General features: G+C 46.1%; 19 protein-coding genes. 15 read left to right on the top strand and 4 right to left on the bottom strand.

What is annotated here, in order from left to right; all coding sequences use genetic code 11:
- Positions 1–17 precede the first annotated feature (17 nt).
- On the top strand, positions 18–1244 hold the full coding sequence (locus tag EJ063_RS09105) for an FAD-dependent 2-octaprenylphenol hydroxylase (protein WP_126573984.1): 1227 nt from the start codon (positions 18–20) through the stop codon (positions 1242–1244).
- Positions 1245–1310: 66 nt separating this feature from the next.
- Here the strand turns inward: EJ063_RS09105 and EJ063_RS09110 are convergent, their stop codons facing one another.
- From EJ063_RS09110 to ygfZ, 3 genes are all read right to left on the bottom strand, one after another.
- Positions 1311–1517: a DUF1107 domain-containing protein gene (locus EJ063_RS09110; RefSeq protein ID WP_126573985.1), complete on the bottom strand. Its 207-nt coding sequence runs from the start codon at positions 1515–1517 to the stop codon at positions 1311–1313.
- Positions 1518–2151: 634 nt separating this feature from the next.
- A complete protein-coding gene (locus EJ063_RS09115) occupies positions 2152–2628 on the bottom strand; it encodes an aminoacyl-tRNA deacylase (protein WP_126573986.1) in 477 nt (158 codons plus the stop codon).
- The gene (ygfZ, locus tag EJ063_RS09120) at positions 2621–3589 is read right to left on the bottom strand and encodes a tRNA-modifying protein YgfZ (RefSeq protein ID WP_126573987.1); all 969 of its coding nucleotides are present in this window, start codon (positions 3587–3589) and stop codon (positions 2621–2623) included. Before ygfZ ends, EJ063_RS09115 begins: the two co-directional genes overlap by 8 nt.
- Positions 3590–3790: 201 nt before the next feature.
- Here ygfZ and EJ063_RS09125 point away from each other — a divergent pair, with 201 nt between their 5' ends.
- Both EJ063_RS09125 and EJ063_RS09130 read left to right on the top strand, forming a co-directional pair.
- The gene (locus EJ063_RS09125; protein ID WP_126573988.1) at positions 3791–4051 is read left to right on the top strand and encodes an FAD assembly factor SdhE; all 261 of its coding nucleotides are present in this window, start codon (positions 3791–3793) and stop codon (positions 4049–4051) included.
- Positions 3999–4418, top strand: coding sequence for a protein YgfX (locus tag EJ063_RS09130; RefSeq protein ID WP_126573989.1), 420 nt, complete (start codon positions 3999–4001; stop codon positions 4416–4418). The genes EJ063_RS09125 and EJ063_RS09130 overlap by 53 nt, the downstream gene beginning before the upstream one ends.
- Before the next feature lie 31 nt (positions 4419–4449).
- Here the strand turns inward: EJ063_RS09130 and nadB are convergent, their stop codons facing one another.
- A complete protein-coding gene (gene nadB, locus EJ063_RS09135; RefSeq protein WP_126573990.1) occupies positions 4450–6063 on the bottom strand; it encodes an L-aspartate oxidase in 1614 nt (537 codons plus the stop codon).
- Positions 6064–6473: 410 nt separating this feature from the next.
- On the opposite strand from nadB, the gene rpoE reads away from it, so the two are divergent.
- The 12 genes from rpoE to EJ063_RS09195 all read left to right on the top strand — a co-directional run bounded on the left by rpoE (position 6474) and on the right by EJ063_RS09195 (position 17196).
- On the top strand, positions 6474–7052 hold the full coding sequence (gene rpoE, locus EJ063_RS09140; protein WP_004415624.1) for an RNA polymerase sigma factor RpoE: 579 nt from the start codon (positions 6474–6476) through the stop codon (positions 7050–7052).
- A 25-nt stretch (positions 7053–7077) separates the two neighbouring features.
- Positions 7078–7692, top strand: a complete 615-nt coding sequence (locus EJ063_RS09145) for an RseA family anti-sigma factor (protein WP_126573991.1) — start codon at positions 7078–7080, stop codon at positions 7690–7692.
- Positions 7689–8654: a sigma-E factor regulatory protein RseB gene (gene rseB, locus EJ063_RS09150; protein WP_126573992.1), complete on the top strand. Its 966-nt coding sequence runs from the start codon at positions 7689–7691 to the stop codon at positions 8652–8654. Before EJ063_RS09145 ends, rseB begins: the two co-directional genes overlap by 4 nt.
- The gene (locus EJ063_RS09155) at positions 8651–9121 is read left to right on the top strand and encodes a SoxR reducing system RseC family protein (protein ID WP_126573993.1); all 471 of its coding nucleotides are present in this window, start codon (positions 8651–8653) and stop codon (positions 9119–9121) included. Before rseB ends, EJ063_RS09155 begins: the two co-directional genes overlap by 4 nt.
- A 126-nt stretch (positions 9122–9247) precedes the next feature.
- Positions 9248–11041, top strand: a complete 1794-nt coding sequence (lepA, locus tag EJ063_RS09160) for a translation elongation factor 4 (protein ID WP_126573994.1) — start codon at positions 9248–9250, stop codon at positions 11039–11041.
- A 104-nt stretch (positions 11042–11145) separates the two neighbouring features.
- Positions 11146–12042, top strand: coding sequence for a signal peptidase I (lepB, locus tag EJ063_RS09165; RefSeq protein ID WP_126573995.1), 897 nt, complete (start codon positions 11146–11148; stop codon positions 12040–12042).
- 148 nt (positions 12043–12190) lie between these two features.
- Positions 12191–12868, top strand: coding sequence for a ribonuclease III (rnc, locus tag EJ063_RS09170; protein ID WP_126573996.1), 678 nt, complete (start codon positions 12191–12193; stop codon positions 12866–12868).
- Positions 12861–13838 carry a GTPase Era gene (gene era / locus EJ063_RS09175; RefSeq protein WP_126573997.1) on the top strand — a complete coding sequence of 326 codons (978 nt, stop codon included), beginning with the start codon at positions 12861–12863 and terminating at the stop codon, positions 13836–13838. The genes rnc and era overlap by 8 nt, the downstream gene beginning before the upstream one ends.
- 82 nt (positions 13839–13920) lie before the next feature.
- Positions 13921–14649 carry a DNA repair protein RecO gene (gene recO, locus EJ063_RS09180; protein WP_167469894.1) on the top strand — a complete coding sequence of 243 codons (729 nt, stop codon included), beginning with the start codon at positions 13921–13923 and terminating at the stop codon, positions 14647–14649.
- Positions 14646–15377 (top strand): pyridoxine 5'-phosphate synthase, encoded by a 732-nt coding sequence (pdxJ, locus tag EJ063_RS09185; protein ID WP_126573999.1) that lies wholly within the window; start codon positions 14646–14648, stop codon positions 15375–15377. Before recO ends, pdxJ begins: the two co-directional genes overlap by 4 nt.
- A 4-nt stretch (positions 15378–15381) precedes the next feature.
- Positions 15382–15762: a holo-ACP synthase gene (gene acpS, locus EJ063_RS09190; protein ID WP_126574000.1), complete on the top strand. Its 381-nt coding sequence runs from the start codon at positions 15382–15384 to the stop codon at positions 15760–15762.
- A gap of 144 nt (positions 15763–15906) precedes the next feature.
- Positions 15907–17196: a porin family protein gene (locus tag EJ063_RS09195; protein WP_244225176.1), complete on the top strand. Its 1290-nt coding sequence runs from the start codon at positions 15907–15909 to the stop codon at positions 17194–17196.
- The last annotated feature ends 7 nt before the right edge of the window (positions 17197–17203 follow it).

Here is a 17203-nt window from a genome sequence, read left to right on the forward strand (position 1 = left end):
ACAAGGATAAGAATAAGATGATGCAGAGTGTAGATATTGCGATTGTTGGCGGAGGCATGGTTGGCCTTGCGTTGGCGGCTGCGTTTAAAGAGACAGATTTACGTATCGCGGTGATCGAGAGTCGTGAGCCTGATAGTGAACTCGGAGCTTTACCCGATGTTCGTGTCTCTGCCCTTAGCCGATCGAGTGAAGCTATCTTACGCAACTTAGGTGCATGGCAGGGCATTATGCAACGTCGAGCGGCTCCCTACCGCGCAATGGAAGTGTGGGAGCAAGACAGTTTTGCCCGCATTGAATTCGAAGCTCAGAAGCTCGCTCAACCTGATCTTGGGCACATTGTAGAAAATCGTGTCATTCAGCTAGCGTTGCTGGAACAGGTAAAGCAGCAAAGCAATGTCTCCCTCTTTATGCCAGCGAAATGCGCTTCTATGGCTGTGGGTGAGAGCGAAACGTGGTTAACGCTTGATAACGGCCAGGCCCTAACGGCTAAGTTAGTGGTAGGTGCTGATGGAGCAAATTCTTGGGTGCGTAAACAACAAGATATTCCATTGACCCATTGGGACTATGGACACAGTGCGATTGTTGCCAATATTCGCACTAAAGAGGAACATGAGCGAGTCGCTCGCCAAACGTTTACTCCGCAGGGCCCACTAGCATTCTTACCGCTTGATGAAGACAACTTAAGTTCTATTGTTTGGTCAACCGAACCAAACCGAGCGGAGCGCTTGATTGAGATGTCGACGTCGGCATTCAATAAAGCATTGACCGCGGAGTTTGATAATCGACTCGGCTTATGTGAAGTCGTTGGTGAGCGTTTCGCTTTTCCACTGAAGATGCGATATGCGCGAGACTTTGTTACGGAACGTGTGGCTTTAGTGGGTGATGCGGCTCATACCATTCACCCGTTAGCAGGGCAGGGAGTTAACCTTGGTTTGCTGGATGCAGCCAGCTTAGCTCAAGAGGTGATTGAGCTGTGGCAAAATGGTGAAGATTTTGGCACTAAGCGCAATTTGCGTGGATATGAACGTTGGCGCAAAGCTGAAGCCGCTAAGATGATTGCGGCAATGCAAGGGTTCAAAGACCTGTTTGAAGGCAGTAATCCAGCGAAGAAATTGATTCGCGGTATTGGTATGAAGTTGGTGGGGCAATTGCCAGGTGCAAAAGATGAGATCATGAAACGTGCACTGGGTCTGACCGGAAACCTACCTAAGCTTGCTCATCGTACAACAGCGAAATCTGAATAGTTGAAATGAACTAAAAAGCAAAAGGGTTGGCCAATGCCAACCCTTTTTAATTCTGTTTGAAGACGATCAAGCGTATGCGCAACGTAGTCTCATCACTTCTCGATTAATTTCTTTAACCGCTTTGAAGTGTCTAGTGTCAGCACGTTCAGGCAAAATCAGTTTGCCATTATCGAACTCAAATTTCCCAACCCCGTAAATGTAAATTCTTCCCTTGAATAGCCGACTAATGTGTTTAGCAATCATACCTGGTGTATAGCGCTTAAACAGTCTCATACATGTGTCCTTATGTTTAGCAAGCACTGCAATTGTACTAATTATCCACCGTCTATTTTGTGATTATGGTGGTGGAATATGCAGTAGAAAAAAGCCTATTTGGATATCTGTGCTGTTGCGAGCAAATCTACGGATAAATATCCAATTTATTGTGATAGTTACCTCATTTATGTTCTAGTTTTTGAACCCGCTGAGGAATATGGGCTTTATTAAGCCTCATAAATATGACAGTTACTTTATAGAATAGTTTAACTTTTTCGTGAGATGTAACTTTTGGGTGAATTCTAGGCAAAAAAAGGCCCGCTTAGTGGCGGGCGAATAGTCACAGATGCATTACACAAAAAGTGGATGTCCTGAAACAATCAGTGGATTCACTTTTCTGTTGGAGAAGGTATACACGCAGCTAAGAGTCACATACTTACTCATTTTAGCCAGTGTCAAACAACATGCTGTTTGAACTTTAACCAACGCACATAGATTACTGTAAAAAAATGCCAATGACTACTTATGCTTTGTTTTTGAATAATAATTTAATGATTGGTGATTGTCATTGCGACAGCGATCTATCTATCAATGCAATTACATGCAACATTTGATCGAAAACGAGTGAGCCGCAGGGGGCTCACTCTAACGTTTAGTCACGACAAATGTCGGCAAGTTGAGGTTGGCATAAAGAGAGCAAGTCATCACAACTGAGTGCAATACCCGCCATATTGGATCCGCTACTGATGGTGACTTCTGGCTCGTTTAATATTTGCTGATCAAAGACGATGGTCATTGGTGTGCGAAGCAGTAAAGGCACGACGGTCCCAGCTTGATAACCCGTCAGGCTTGCGACCTCGTTCATCGACACACAAGTCATGCGTCGCCATTCAAGTAGAGCGCGTACCTTTTTAGGATCGACCGACTGGTTACCAGGCGCGCATGCGATGGCGTAGCGGTTACTCATATCTCTAAGCACGATACATTTGACCATCTGCTCTTCCCGAATGCCTCGCTGCTTTGCTGCGTCTTCAATTGTCGTCGCAGGTGTCTGGTGAGGCAGCAGGCGATAATTCACCTGCTGTGAGTCGAGAAATTGAGTGATATGGGTGGAGAATAGATTACTCATTGTCTTCCAACGAATAAGGCAGCGGCGAGAGAGTCCACATGTGATCTGTTTGATCTTTTAGGCGCAGTTGAACGTCATCATCAAGATTATTCGGCAGTACAACGAGTGCCAGGGCTTTATCATCACTGAATCGGTAGCTCGCGAGCACTTTGCCGGCACTGCGCCAGTTTTCACCCACGGCACGTTCTAGTTCTGCGTTGTGTTCAATGTCAGCTGCGGCATTGCCTTCTACGATAAACAGCGCACGCTTATTCATACCACGATACTTAGCGCGCGCAACGGTTTCTTGTCCGGTGTAGCAGCCTTTACTAAAGCTAATTCCGTCAACCGCTTGAACGTTTAGCGCTTGTGGAATGTGTTCAATTTGTTGTTCGGCATTCAGGAGCGGAGTGCCTGCTTGAATGTCAAAAAGTGTCCAAAGTGATTCTGCTACTTTCACCGCTTGTGTCGATGAAATCAATGTTTCGGCCGCTGTGTTGGTAAGAAGAAGCAACCAACGCTGAGCATCAATTTTAATTGCACTGCCGCCTTCGACAGGGCGAACATCGTCATCACTATCTGTCATAGAGTCGATAAAAGATTGGGCTTGAGTACCCATAACACCCAGAGCAATATCGCTGCTTTCCGTGATCTCTACCTTAGAGAAAATTGCGTACTTTTTGAGTTCGGCCAACTCTTTTTCAATGAGGGACTTTGGTTGGAACATCGCATAGCCACCATTGTGGTGGAAGAAGCGGAATACTGACCAGACCTTACCTTTTGCATCACAATGTGCGCCGAAGGTGGATGATTGTGCGTCTAAGGTGACGACATCACAGGTTACCTGACCCTGAAGGTAAGATTTTTTGTCATCGCCAGTTATAGCAATAGCACCCCAAGAGGTTAACGGAGCGATTGCTAGCTCGGGTTTTGGGTCTGTTGATGCTAAATCTAAAACAGCAAAGTCTTTCTGCCAATCCATGAGGGTTACCTAATCAAATGTGAATAGACGTATGTTATCGCTGAACCCTAGTGATAAACAACCTTTAGAGTTATGTGTCATTTCACCGTTCGGAGTTACGGAAAATGTCGACCTTGTTCTGGAGTGTGACTGGCGTACTAGTTGTAAGGCGTTTTGCTTGTTACACTCGGCGCAAATCAACCGATTAGGTGAGGAATTAGAATGTATACCGCAGAAGAAAAAGCGCGTATTAAATGGGGATGTCGTCGAGGAATGCTAGAACTCGATGTTGTGATCATGCCATTTTTTGAAGAGTGTTTTGAAGACCTGAAAGAGAATGAACAGCGTGACTTTGTGTCGCTATTAGAATGTGATGATCCTGATCTTTTTACTTGGATCATGGGCCATGGCCGCAGCGAAAATCTAGGTCATGCCTCTATGGTTGATAAAATTGTCGCCCACAACCTCAGCAAAGTGCGTTAGGCTTTTTCTAACCCAATCCTATTTTGCACGTCTGGCCAATATATTCCTTTTCATATTGGCCAGTAGTTTAGTCCTCTTATCTGAGCTTCCCCTGGCTGCAGCCATACCTCTTATCGCTATCGTCTTTCAGCTATCCATACATCAGGGTGTATTTGCCCAAGCGCTTGTTGGTGATGTGCAATTTCATTCCTGTTCATCCTATGAATTTGGAGACGAGCGTTACTCCATCAAAACGGTGCTTTTTCTTTTAATGCCAGTGGTGCTTGTGATTGTTACCCAAGATAACCGTAGGGTGCTGTTATGGCGTGACAGTTTGCCTGATGACCAATATCGTCAATTGGTCGTGATGTTAAAAAGGGAGCAATGAGCTCCCTTAAATCACAAATGGTGAGTAAGCGTTATTTCAGCTTTTCAGGCACTAAAATCGTAGGGCTGCTTTCTTCCGCGAGTTCTGGGTAATCCAGCGTGTAGTGAAGGCCACGGCTCTCTTTACGTTCCATGGCGCAGCGAACCATCAGCTCGGCAACTTGCAGTAGGTTTCGAAGCTCAAGCAAGTTATTCGATACTTTGAAGTTGCTGTAATACTCGTGTGTTTCTTGCTGCAGTAACTGGATACGGCGCAACGCGCGCTCTAGTCGCTTATCAGTACGCACAATGCCCATGTAATCCCACATAAACAGACGCAGTTCGTGCCAGTTATGTTGAATGACGACCTCTTCATCTGAACAGCTTACTTGGCTTTCATCCCAAGCTGGTAGTGCTGGTGGCAGGGTCGCATTGGCTAAATTTTCGATGATGTCATTCGCCGCAGCCCATGCGTAGACCACACATTCAAGCAGTGAGTTTGAAGCCATACGATTTGCGCCATGCAGGCCGGTGTAGCTGACTTCACCAATCGCGTATAGCTGTGAAAGATCCGTTTGGCCTGTTTTATCGACCATAACACCACCACAGGTGTAGTGTGCAGCTGGAACAACAGGGATGGGTTCCTTGGTCATGTCGATGCCGAGATCGAGTAAGCGCGTGTTGATGGTTGGAAAGTGCTTCTCAATAAAATCAGCAGGCTTGTGGCTGATGTCTAAGTACATGCAGTCGGCACCAAGGCGCTTCATTTCAAAGTCGATCGCACGAGCCACCACGTCACGAGGAGCCAATTCTTCTCGCTCATCGAAATCGGGCATAAAGCGAGAGCCATCAGGGCGGCGTAAATATGCGCCTTCACCACGTAGAGCTTCCGTTAGAAGGAAGTTTCTTGCTTCAGGGTGATAGAGGCAAGTAGGGTGGAATTGGTTGAACTCAAGGTTTGCGACACGGCAACCTGCTCGCCAAGCCATTGCAATACCATCGCCAGAAGAGACGTCAGGATTCGATGTGTATTGGTAAACTTTAGACGCACCGCCGGTTGCGAGAACCACGTACTTTGCACGTACGGTCTCAACCTTTTCATCATTACGGTTCCAAATATAGGCCCCGATAATTTTGTTTTGATCGCCACCGACTTTATCTTCAGTGATCAGGTCAAGGGCATTGTGACGCTCTAAGACGGTGATGTTTGGGTGATTATGAACGTTATCTTGAAGAGAGGTTTGCATCGCCATGCCAGTTGCATCTGCGGCATGAAGAATACGACGGTGACTGTGTCCACCTTCGCGGGTCAAGTGATAGCGAGGTGCCTCGTCGCTGTCGTTTTCCTCTCGGTCGAAAGGGACACCCCCATCAATTAACCACTGAACACACTCTTTTGCATTCTTGGCGATAAACTCTACTGTGCCTTGTTCGCAAAGACCGGCTCCGGCAATCAGCGTATCCTCTACGTGTGATTCAATACTGTCTGATTCATCGAATACCGCAGCAATACCACCTTGGGCATAATAGGTTGCCCCTTCGCTACGAGGCCCTTTGCTAAGGACGATAACTTTGCCATGTTCAGCTACGCGTAACGCCAACGATAGACCGGCTGCGCCACTACCCACCACTAACACATCACATTGATGTTCACGGTTTGCGTTCATAAAACTTTTAAATTCCCGAGTTAATATGGACCACCTCTGACTTTGTCTAAAACGGCAAGACATCACAGTGGTCACTGAGCGATCCCGCTCTAAAACCTGTCATTGAATTGTCAATGCGACTCTATAAACTGAAGAGTCAATCCACTATAGTAACACTGAGTGAATCGCTTTGCATCGAGTGCAATTCTGTGCAAAGAGCATTGCATTTCACGACTCTCGTCCTCACAATTTACCTAACAGGTAGATTGATGCTTCATTGTGTAAAATTTGTTTGAAGAATTATTGAACTTATATTTTTTTGCTTGGTCACAATAGTGCTCAAGTAAGCAGTGGTGTCAATACTACATTTCGCATAATTAATGCTCATGTCTGAAAGGGCAGAGCGAATAACAATAGGAGTACCCGCTCGAATGAACGAGCAGCTGACCGATCAAGTATTAATTGAGCGAGTTCAGAATGGGGATAAGCAAGCATTCAATTTATTGGTAACCAAATACCAGAACAAAGTCTGCAACCTTATTTCTCGCTATGTGAATAATCCTGGTGATGTTCCCGATGTAGCACAAGAAGCATTTATTAAGGCGTATCGAGCGATCCCAAGTTTTCGTGGAGAAAGTGCCTTCTATACTTGGTTATATCGGATTGCCGTTAATACTGCGAAAAACCACCTTGTAGCTCAAGGGCGTAGGCCGCCAGCGCAAGATGTGGATACTGAAGATGCTGAATATTACGAAACGGGTAGTGCGCTAAAAGAAATTTCGAACCCTGAGAACCTTACGTTGTCCAATGAATTGAAACGTGTTGTTTTCAGTGCAATCGAAGCACTGCCAGATGACTTAAAAACCGCGATGACGTTGCGTGAGCTTGACGGCTTAAGCTACGAGGAAATAGCAGCGGTTATGGATTGCCCTGTAGGAACGGTACGCTCGCGTATCTTCCGCGCTCGTGAAGCGGTTGAGAAAAAAATTCAACCCCTTTTGCAACGCTAGACCAGTAACATTAATGGTGAAAATAATGGCTGACAAAGAGAAACTTTCAGCACTCATGGATGGAGAGTTGGTTGATAAAGCACTAATTTCAGAATTAGAGCAAGACCAAGATAGCCTACAATCATGGCAAAACTACCATTTGATTGGTGATGTAATGCGTGGTGAGGCCCCGGAAAAACCGGAGTGGAACATTGCTGAAAGCGTAGCGCTGGCACTTGAAGATGAGCCTGCACACTCCGCAGTAACTCAGTTGGAAGAGCACCGCCGTGTTGAATCTCAACCGACACCGGCTCAAGCACGCAAGCAATTACCAGCTTGGCTAAGCCAGTTTGGTCAAGTCGCGATGGCTGCGTGTGTGTCTTTGGCGGTTATATTAGGTGTTCAGCAGTATGGTGGTAGTAACCCTGCCGCGCCTGAGGCTGATGTCCTGCCTGTTTTGCAGACCATTCCGTTTGCAGGTAGCGCGGAGCCAGTGAGCCTGACTCGTTCATCGGTTGAACAAACACAACATAATGATGCGAACGTGCAAGAACAACGTCATCGCATTAATGCGATGTTACGAGACTACGAATTACAACTACGCTTAAATAGTGAAAACGCTGTTGAGCATAGTGATAATCCTGAAACGGTAGTTGAATGAAAAAAATTCTGATCAGTGCGCTGACACTGTTCAGTTTGAACACACCACTAGCCTTTGCAGAAGAAAACACTGCAGAGGCTTTGTTGTATCAAATGAACGAGGCAAGTCAGCAGCTTAATTATGAGCTTTCTTACATTCTGATAAAGAAAAACAGTATCGAGCCTTTACTGTATCGCCATGCTGTCTCTGAAGAAAAGCAGCTCGCCCATTTAGTCTACTTAAGTGGCCCTGTGCGTGAAGTGATTCGCCGTGGTGACGAGGTGAGCTACATCGAACCTGGTGTCGAGCCTTTCACGATCGAATCGGGCAATATGGTAGCCCCAACAATCCCTCTCCTAAATTCTGATGTCGACCAGTTGAATGACTTTTATGACTTCGTTCAAGTTGGCCGCGCGCGCGAAGCAGGTGTGGCATGTCAGGTGTTACGTATCGTGCCAAAAGATGGTCAGCGATACTCATATGTCTTATGGGTAGATGAGAAGAGTAAATTACCTTTACGAGCTGATCTGGTTGACCGAGATGGTGAGGTGCTAGAGCAGTACCGCACCATTTCTTATGCGGTTAATGACCATATTGAACAAGCGTTAAGTGGCCTGAACAAAGTGAAGTTGCCGGAAGTGTTATCTTTGCCAAAAGGTCAAGTCGACAATGCAGATTGGAAGGTAGCGTGGATTCCTAATGGCTTTGAGCCAAAAGAGCTTAACCGTTACCGTATGAATGATACTGATCGTATGGTCGAGAGTCAGGTGTACAGCGATGGCTTATTCAGCTTTTCAGTTTATATCTCTCAAAGTGACAACCTTTCACTGAAAGGGCAGCTTGTACGTCAAGGTCGCCGAACGTTGCATAGCTTCGTCAGCGGTGAACATGAAATCTCGGTGATTGGGGATATTCCACCGGCAACGGCGAAGCGTATTGCTCAATCGGTGACATTCTCTCAAAACGAGAGTACCACCCAATGATGACCGCTCTCGCTACGGTTTCGGACGTCAGAGCCGCCTCTGTCGGGTTTGACGTTGAACTTTCTTGTGAGCAACAAACCAGTTGCAGCAGTTGCTCTTCGCAAAAAAGCTGCGGCACTGGAATCGTCTCTAAAGCCGTAGGCAATAAGTCCTTGAATTGGCAGCTCAACACGGAAAAACATGTTAAGCCGGGCCAAGTGGTAGAAATCGGGTTACCAGAGAAAAGCCTCTTGCAATCAGCGGCTGTGGTTTATCTTATCCCCTTGTTTGCCCTGATTATTGGCGCTTTTATCGCACATTGGTGGATTGCCCCTATTTTCGCACTGGGAGAAGGCCTCGTGATTCTGTTTGCTGGCTTCTCAACCGCTGCGGGAATCTACATAGCAAAAAGATTGTCAGTGAGATTAGAGCAGCAATCTTCCCAGCAAGTCATCTTGCTTCGTATATTAGGTGAGCCAATTAGCTAGTGCGAAGCGGCTAGAAATTGGGTAGAATCTGCCAACTTGATTGAAATACCGTGACTCGTGGCGTTTTGCCAATAACAGAAGCGGTATTTTTTGTCCCTATTTATAAGAGTTTAGTCACCCCAAATCATGAAGCACATTCGTAACTTTTCGATTATCGCCCACATCGACCATGGTAAGTCGACCCTATCAGACCGTTTGATCCAAGTATGTGGTGGATTGAGCGACCGTGAAATGGCCGCCCAGGTTCTCGACTCTATGGATCTTGAACGTGAACGTGGTATCACAATCAAATCACAGAGTGTGACGCTAAACTACACGGCGAAAGATGGTGAAACATACCAGCTTAACTTCATCGATACTCCAGGACACGTTGACTTCGCATACGAAGTATCACGTTCTCTAGCGGCTTGTGAGGGTGCGCTACTGGTTGTTGATGCGGGTCAGGGTGTAGAGGCTCAAACTCTTGCTAACTGTTACACCGCGATTGAAATGGATCTAGAGGTTGTGCCAATCCTAAACAAGATTGACCTTCCTGCGGCTGATCCTGAGCGTGTATCAGAAGAAATTGAAGAGATCGTTGGTATCGATGCAATGGAAGCCACTCGTTGTAGTGCGAAGACAGGTATCGGTGTTGATGACGTTCTAGAAAATATTGTTTCAGCGATTCCAGCGCCAGAAGGTGATCCTGAAGCGCCGCTACAAGCATTGATCATTGACTCTTGGTTCGATAACTACTTAGGTGTCGTTTCTCTGGTTCGAATTAAGAACGGTTCTCTTAAGAAGAACGACAAGATCAAAGTTATGAGCACAGGTCAGGTTTGGGGTGTAGACCGTCTTGGTATTTTCACACCTAAGCAAGTAGATACTGATGTGCTACGTACTGGTGAAGTAGGTTGGGTTGTTTGTGGTATTAAAGACATCCTAGGCGCGCCAGTAGGTGATACGCTAACACTAGCTAAAAACGGCAGTGATAAAGCGCTACCAGGCTTTAAGAAAGTAAAACCTCAGGTCTATGCGGGTCTATTCCCTGTTTCTTCTGATGATTACGAAAGCTTCCGTGATGCACTAGGTAAACTAAGCCTGAATGACGCATCGCTATTTTATGAGCCAGAAAACTCAGCAGCACTTGGTTTTGGTTTCCGTTGTGGCTTCCTTGGTATGCTACACATGGAGATCATCCAAGAGCGTCTAGAACGTGAGTACGATCTAGACCTGATCACTACAGCGCCAACGGTAGTGTACGAAGTTGAAGAAACTAACGGTAACACGCTATACGTCGATAGCCCGGCGAAGTTACCAGCGGTGAACGATATTGAAGAAATCCGTGAGCCAATTGCTCGCTGTAACATCCTAGTCCCATCGGACTACCTAGGTAACGTAATCACACTGTGTGTTGAGAAACGTGGTACTCAGGTTGATATGGTTTACCACGGTAACCAAGTTGCAGTGACTTACGATATTCCTATGGCGGAAGTGGTACTCGACTTCTTTGACCGTTTGAAGTCAACGTCACGTGGTTACGCATCTCTTGATTACAACTTCCAACGTTTTGAAGCATCGAGCATGGTTCGTGTTGATGTACTTCTTAACGGTGACACGGTTGATGCCCTAGCGATGATCACTCATAAAGATCAGTCGCAAACTCGTGGTCGTCAGTTAGTAGAGAAGATGAAAGAGTTCATCCCACGTCAGATGTTTGATATTGCTATTCAGGCAGCGATCGGTAACCACATCATCGCGCGTTCAACAGTGAAACAGCTGCGTAAGAACGTAATCGCGAAGTGTTACGGTGGTGACGTGAGTCGTAAGAAGAAGCTACTGAAGAAGCAGAAAGAAGGTAAGAAACGTATGAAGCAGATCGGTAACGTAGAGCTGCCTCAAGAAGCGTTCTTAGCAATTCTTCACGTAGGTAAAGACTAGAGTTGAACTACTCTGATTCTGGTCTGTCATAAGACGTTAGATAATAAAATAAGTGAAAGGGTTTCGGCTCTTTCACTTTCGTATTTTTGAGATAAGGGAAGTCAATGGCGAACACATTTTCACTCATCCTTGTGATTGTTACTTTGGTAACAGGTATTGTCTGGGTGCTAGAAAAGCTGGTTTTTGCAAAGAAACGCCAAGCCAAAGTGGCGGAAGTCGAAGCGCAAACCAATGGCTTAGACGCTGCTGTTCTTGAAAAAGTGAAGACTCAACCGTGGTGGATTGAAAATAGCGTCTCTATTTTCCCAGTCATTGCGGCTGTACTCGTATTGCGCTCTTTTATCTATGAACCGTTTCAGATTCCATCTGGCTCTATGATGCCAACACTGCTGGTGGGTGATTTCATCTTGGTAGAGAAATACGCTTACGGTCTGAAAGACCCAGTGTGGCGTACGCAGCTGGTTGAAACAGGTAAACCTGAGCGTGGTGATACCGTGGTATTTAAATACCCACCTCAGCCAAGCATCGATTACATCAAACGTGTCGTTGGTCTACCGGGTGATACGGTTCGCTACAACAGCAAAAAAGAAATCTGTATTCAGTCTCCTGGTGAAACATCATGTAAGCCAGTAAAACTGTCTAACGTTGAAGAAAGTCAATTTATTCAAAATGGTATCCCACTGATTCAACTTGATGAACAGTTGAGTGAGCAGGGCCACCAAATTCTGGTCAACCCACTGCGCCGCGATCGTGTTGAATTGTATCAACCACGCAATGGTGTGAATGAATGGGTTGTACCAGAAGGTCAGTACTTTGTGATGGGTGATAACCGTGACAACAGTGCTGACAGTCGCTACTGGGGCTTTGTTCCGGAAGCAAACCTTGTAGGTAAGGCAGTCGCTATCTGGATCAGCTTCGAATTTGAGCGCGCCGAAGATAGTGTATTACCTTCATGGATTCCAACTGGTGTGCGTTTTAACCGCATCGGTGGCATTAACTAAATTCTCTTCATATTTGAAGCTGTAGCGTTGTTGACGGCGTAAATTCACCCTAATCACATAGAAAACCTATGCTCATAGGGCTGAATTTACTTGTCGCCTAACTACCACTTCAACTATTTTGAGAATGAACACAAATTATTGAGAGAGCATGAATTCTCCTACACCAAAACTAGAGAAGAAGATCAGCTATCAGTTCAATGATGCTGATCTCATCGGTTTAGCGCTGACACACCGCAGTGCTAATGGAAAACATAACGAGCGTCTTGAGTTTCTGGGCGATTCAATTTTAAGTTTTGTCATTGCTGATGATCTTTATCACCGTTTCCCGAAAATTAATGAAGGGGACATGAGCCGCATGCGAGCGACACTCGTTCGTGGAAATACGCTGGCGGAGCTAGGTCGTGAATTCGAACTAGGAGATCACTTAAAATTAGGTCCAGGTGAATTAAAAAGTGGCGGTTTCCGCCGTGATTCAATTCTTGCTGACGCTGTTGAAGCCATCATTGGTGCTATCTACCTAGATAGCGATATTGAAGTGGTTCGTGGCATTATTCTGAGTTGGTACAAGACCCGCCTTGATGCAATCAAGCCGGGCGTATCACAAAAAGATCCAAAAACTCGTCTACAAGAGTTCCTTCAGGGTCGAAGAAAGCCGCTGCCTGCGTATACAGTGACTAATATTAAAGGTGAAGCACATAACCAAGAGTTTACGGTTTCGTGTGACGTAGCAGGTATTGGACAACCTGTTATTGGTAAAGGCACCAGCCGCCGCAAGGCAGAACAAGCGGCTGCTGAACTAGCACTAGAGCAATTAACCAATGACTGATTCAACGGACAACAACGAATTTGATATTGATGCGTTTTTCTCAACGAGCACTGAAAAGCCGAGCTCACCAGAAGAACAGCACTGTGGTTTTATCGCGATTGTTGGTCGCCCAAATGTGGGTAAATCAACGCTTCTGAACCGAATTTTAGGTCAGAAGATTTCGATTACTTCGCGCAAGCCGCAAACAACACGCCACCGTATTATGGGTGTTGACACCGAAGGCGATTATCAAGCGATCTATGTGGACACTCCAGGTCTTCACATTGAAGAGAAGCGCGCGATTAACCGCTTAATGAACCGTGCAGCCAACTCATCGCTAAGTGATGTAAACCTAGTGTTCTTTTTGGTTGATGGCACACACTGGACGGCTGATGATGAGATGGTCTTGACCAAGCTACAGAAATCAAACTTCCCAGTTGTTCTGTGTGTCAACAAGGTAGATGTTGTGCAAGACCGCAACGAAGTCATGATGCATATGCAAGAGATGTCGAGCAAAATGGACTTTGTTGATGTTGTGCCAATTTCGGCTAAACACGGTAAAAACATCGAAGTTTTGCGTAAGCATGTACGTGACCATTTACCAAAAGCGACGCACCATTTCCCAGAAGAGTATGTGACAGACCGCTCTCAGCGCTTTATGGCGTCAGAGATTGTGCGTGAAAAGTTAATGCGTTTCACTGGTGAAGAGCTGCCATACTCGGTAACGGTTGAGATCGAACGTTTTGACTACAATCCAGACACAGATGGTTTCCACATCAATGCACTGATTCTTGTTGAACGTACAGGTCAGAAGAAGATGGTGATTGGTAAAGGCGGTGAGAAGATCAAGACGATTGGTCGTGAAGCTCGCCTCGACATGGAAGAGCTGTTTGGTCGTAAAGTTTACCTAGAAACTTGGGTGAAAGTGAAATCGGGTTGGGCGGATGATGAACGTGCACTGCGTTCACTAGGCTACATTGACGATTTATAATTAGCGAGCGGCGATGATTGCTCGCTCCTAATGAAGAGTAATAAAAGGAGCCAAGAGGCTCCTTTTTTCGTATGGAATTAACATGTCTTCCTCTGAAGGTTTACAACGTTGCTTTGTTTTACACCGACGGCCGTATAGCGAGTCGAGCCTAATCCTTGATGTATTCAGTGAGGAGTATGGTCGTGTCACCTTAATGTCGAAAGGTGCCCGTAGTAAACGTTCGAATCTAAAAGGCGCACTTCAGCCTTTTACCCCATTACTGCTCAAGTGGTCGGGTAATGGGTCGATGAAAACTTTACGCCAAGCCGAGCCGATAAGCTTAGGTTTGCCACTCACCGGTATCAACCTTTATTCCGGCATGTACGTGAATGAACTGATTGGTCGTGTGTTAATGGCAGAGGTCCCGATGCCGGCACTTTTCCATGATTATTTGCATGCTCTGACTGAGCTCGCTCAATGTGACAACCCGGAACCTGCACTTAGACGATTTGAGTTGGCGATGCTTTCAGCAATGGGATACGGCGTGGACTTTCTACACTGTGCGGGGACGGGAGAAGCGATTGACCCGACCATGACCTATCGCTACCGTGAGCAGAAAGGATTTATCGCGTCAGTACGCCATGACAACTTAACGTTCCGAGGTGATGAACTGATCGCCATTAGTGAACGTAGATTTACCACAAAAGAACAACTTAAAGCGGCAAAACGCTTTACACGTATAGCCTTAAAGCCGTATCTTGGCGGCAAACCTTTAAAAAGCAGGGAATTGTTTATGTCGATGATTCCCCGAGCACGGAGTATTGGAAAATGAGCTCAATCTACCTAGGTGTCAATATCGACCATATCGCCACGCTACGTAACGCGCGTGGTACAAAATACCCAGATCCGGTACATGCTGCTGAGATCGCAGAGCGCGCTGGAGCTGATGGTATTACGATCCACTTGCGTGAAGATCGTCGTCATATTGTGGATCGTGATGTTCGTATTCTGCGTGAAACGTTACAAACGCGTATGAACCTAGAGATGGCAGTCACTGATGAGATGGTTGAGATTGCGCTAAAAACCAAGCCTGAGTATGTTTGTCTCGTCCCTGAAAAACGTGAAGAGCTCACGACTGAAGGCGGTTTGGATGTGGCTGGTCACCTTGAAAAAGTGAAAGCAGCAACAGAAAAACTAACGGCTGCCGGTATTAAGGTTTCGCTATTTATTGATGCTGATCGCGAGCAAATCGATGCGGCTAAAGCGTGTGGTGCGCCATTCATTGAGCTTCACACTGGTCACTACGCGGATGCAGAAACAGAAGACGATCAACAAGACGAGCTGAAAAAAATCGCGGCGGGCGCAAGCTACGCGGCTGATCTCGGTATTACCGTCAATGCAGGTCATGGCCTGACGTACCACAACGTTTCTCCAATTGCGGCTATCCCAGAAATTTACGAACTGAACATCGGTCACTCTATTATTGGTCGCGCGGTCTTTGATGGCCTACATAAAGCGGTTGCAGATATGAAAGCGATCATGGTTGAGGCGCGTAAGTAAGCCAATGGCGATTGTCGGCCTAGGTACAGACATTGCTGAAATTGAGCGAGTAGAGAAAGCGCTTGCTCGCTCTGGTGAGGCCTTTGCGAAGCGAATATTAACCGAGTCTGAGTTTGAAACCTTCTCTGGCTTAAAGCAGCAAGGGCGCTATTTGGCAAAACGTTTTGCCGTTAAAGAGGCGGCATCAAAAGCGTTAGGCACTGGTATCGCACAAGGTGTGACGTTTCATGACTTTTCTGTCTCTAACGACGAACTTGGCGCGCCAGTTTTAACGCTGAGTAACAAGGCAAAACAAATAGCCCAAAGGAAAGGTGTGAACCAGACTCACCTCTCAATATCGGATGAGCGACATTATGCAGTCGCCACCGTTATCTTCGAACAATAAGCGACCTTAGGTCGCTTTTTTATTGCCTGTGATTATATTTTGAGCTTGGATTAATAACACTTTTATGAGTTATTGGTATACTTGTAACTATAAAAAATAAGAATGAATTTGTTGCCTAGCGTTTAGACACAAGGACAGCAGTCTATGCTTACCCTTTTTTATAAGTTCGTAGCTCGCCGGTGTATTGCACTTGGGCTTTTGAGTTTACCCACGCTTGCTTTCGCAGTGGATCTATCGTTTTCGGGCTTCGGCACATTAGGTTATACCTATGAAAATGAAGACGACTTAGCGTATCGCCGAGATATCACACGCACAGCAGATCTTGATACGAATGGATCCTGGGTTGTTGATTCTAATCTCGGGATTCAACTTGATGGTCAATTCAATCGACATTGGTCATTTACCACTCAGCTTCTACTCGATAAAAGCGTCTCCTATGATTTGGATGAGCTGACAGAATTTGCCTTCGTGCGCTACTCTCCTAATGCCAGTTGGGATTTCAGAGTCGGCCGAATTGGGGTGAATACCTATGCCGCAGCGAATAGCCGCCATATTGATTACGCTCATCTGTGGGTTAGGCCTCCTCAAGAGCTGTACGGCAGTATTGTGTTCAATGCGTTGGATGGCATTGGCGCCACCTATTACTCAAACAACCCCAATTTCAACTGGAAAGCTTCTCTAGAGTTTGGTCAAAACCAAGAACGAGGAGAAACGCCACTGAATAGCGAAGCGTATTCGACTGATCTAGAAGAAGTACTCAGCCTTTCCTTTGAAGTCGACAACCACCCTTGGAAGTGGCAGCTGTCTTATGCCTACATTGGTTCCTTGACGGTCAACCACGGCGATCAGATCAAAGCGATACAGAATGGTTTGTCTGCGCTTGCGACCAACCCCGCTATATCAACGTTTTTCCCACTAATCAGTGCAGAAGCGCTCTCTGCCCAAGAGGCATTTACCATTGATGAAGAACAAATTGATTACTTGCAAGCTGCCATTATCTATTTCGATGGGCAGTGGACGATGCAGGCTGAACTCTTCAATATTGATGCCGAGAAAGGGTCTATACCCCAAGGTTATGGCGGTTATGCCCTGCTTGGCCATACTTTCGATAGCCTTACCCCTTATGCCATATATGGCCATTTTAAGTCAGACACCTCACCCTTTAAGTTAACGCAGGATTGGAGCGTAGCGGGTAGCGATGCTGCACTGCTTCAACAAGGAGTTGAGAGTGGCATCAACTCAGTTCGCATTGATCAAGAAACCTATTCTATCGGGGTACGTTGGGACTTCTCTCCGTCGATGGCAATCAAAGCTCAGTTTGATCACGTCAACATTCACCCTTATGGCTATGGCCTTTGGTCTTCATCGTTGGATCACCTTGATTCTACGACGAAGGTACAAGTCTTTAGCCTGAATATGAACTTTATCTTTTAGGAGGCTG

This window comes from Vibrio aquaticus (assembly GCF_003970385.1).
In the GTDB taxonomy this organism is placed as follows: domain Bacteria; phylum Pseudomonadota; class Gammaproteobacteria; order Enterobacterales; family Vibrionaceae; genus Vibrio; species Vibrio aquaticus.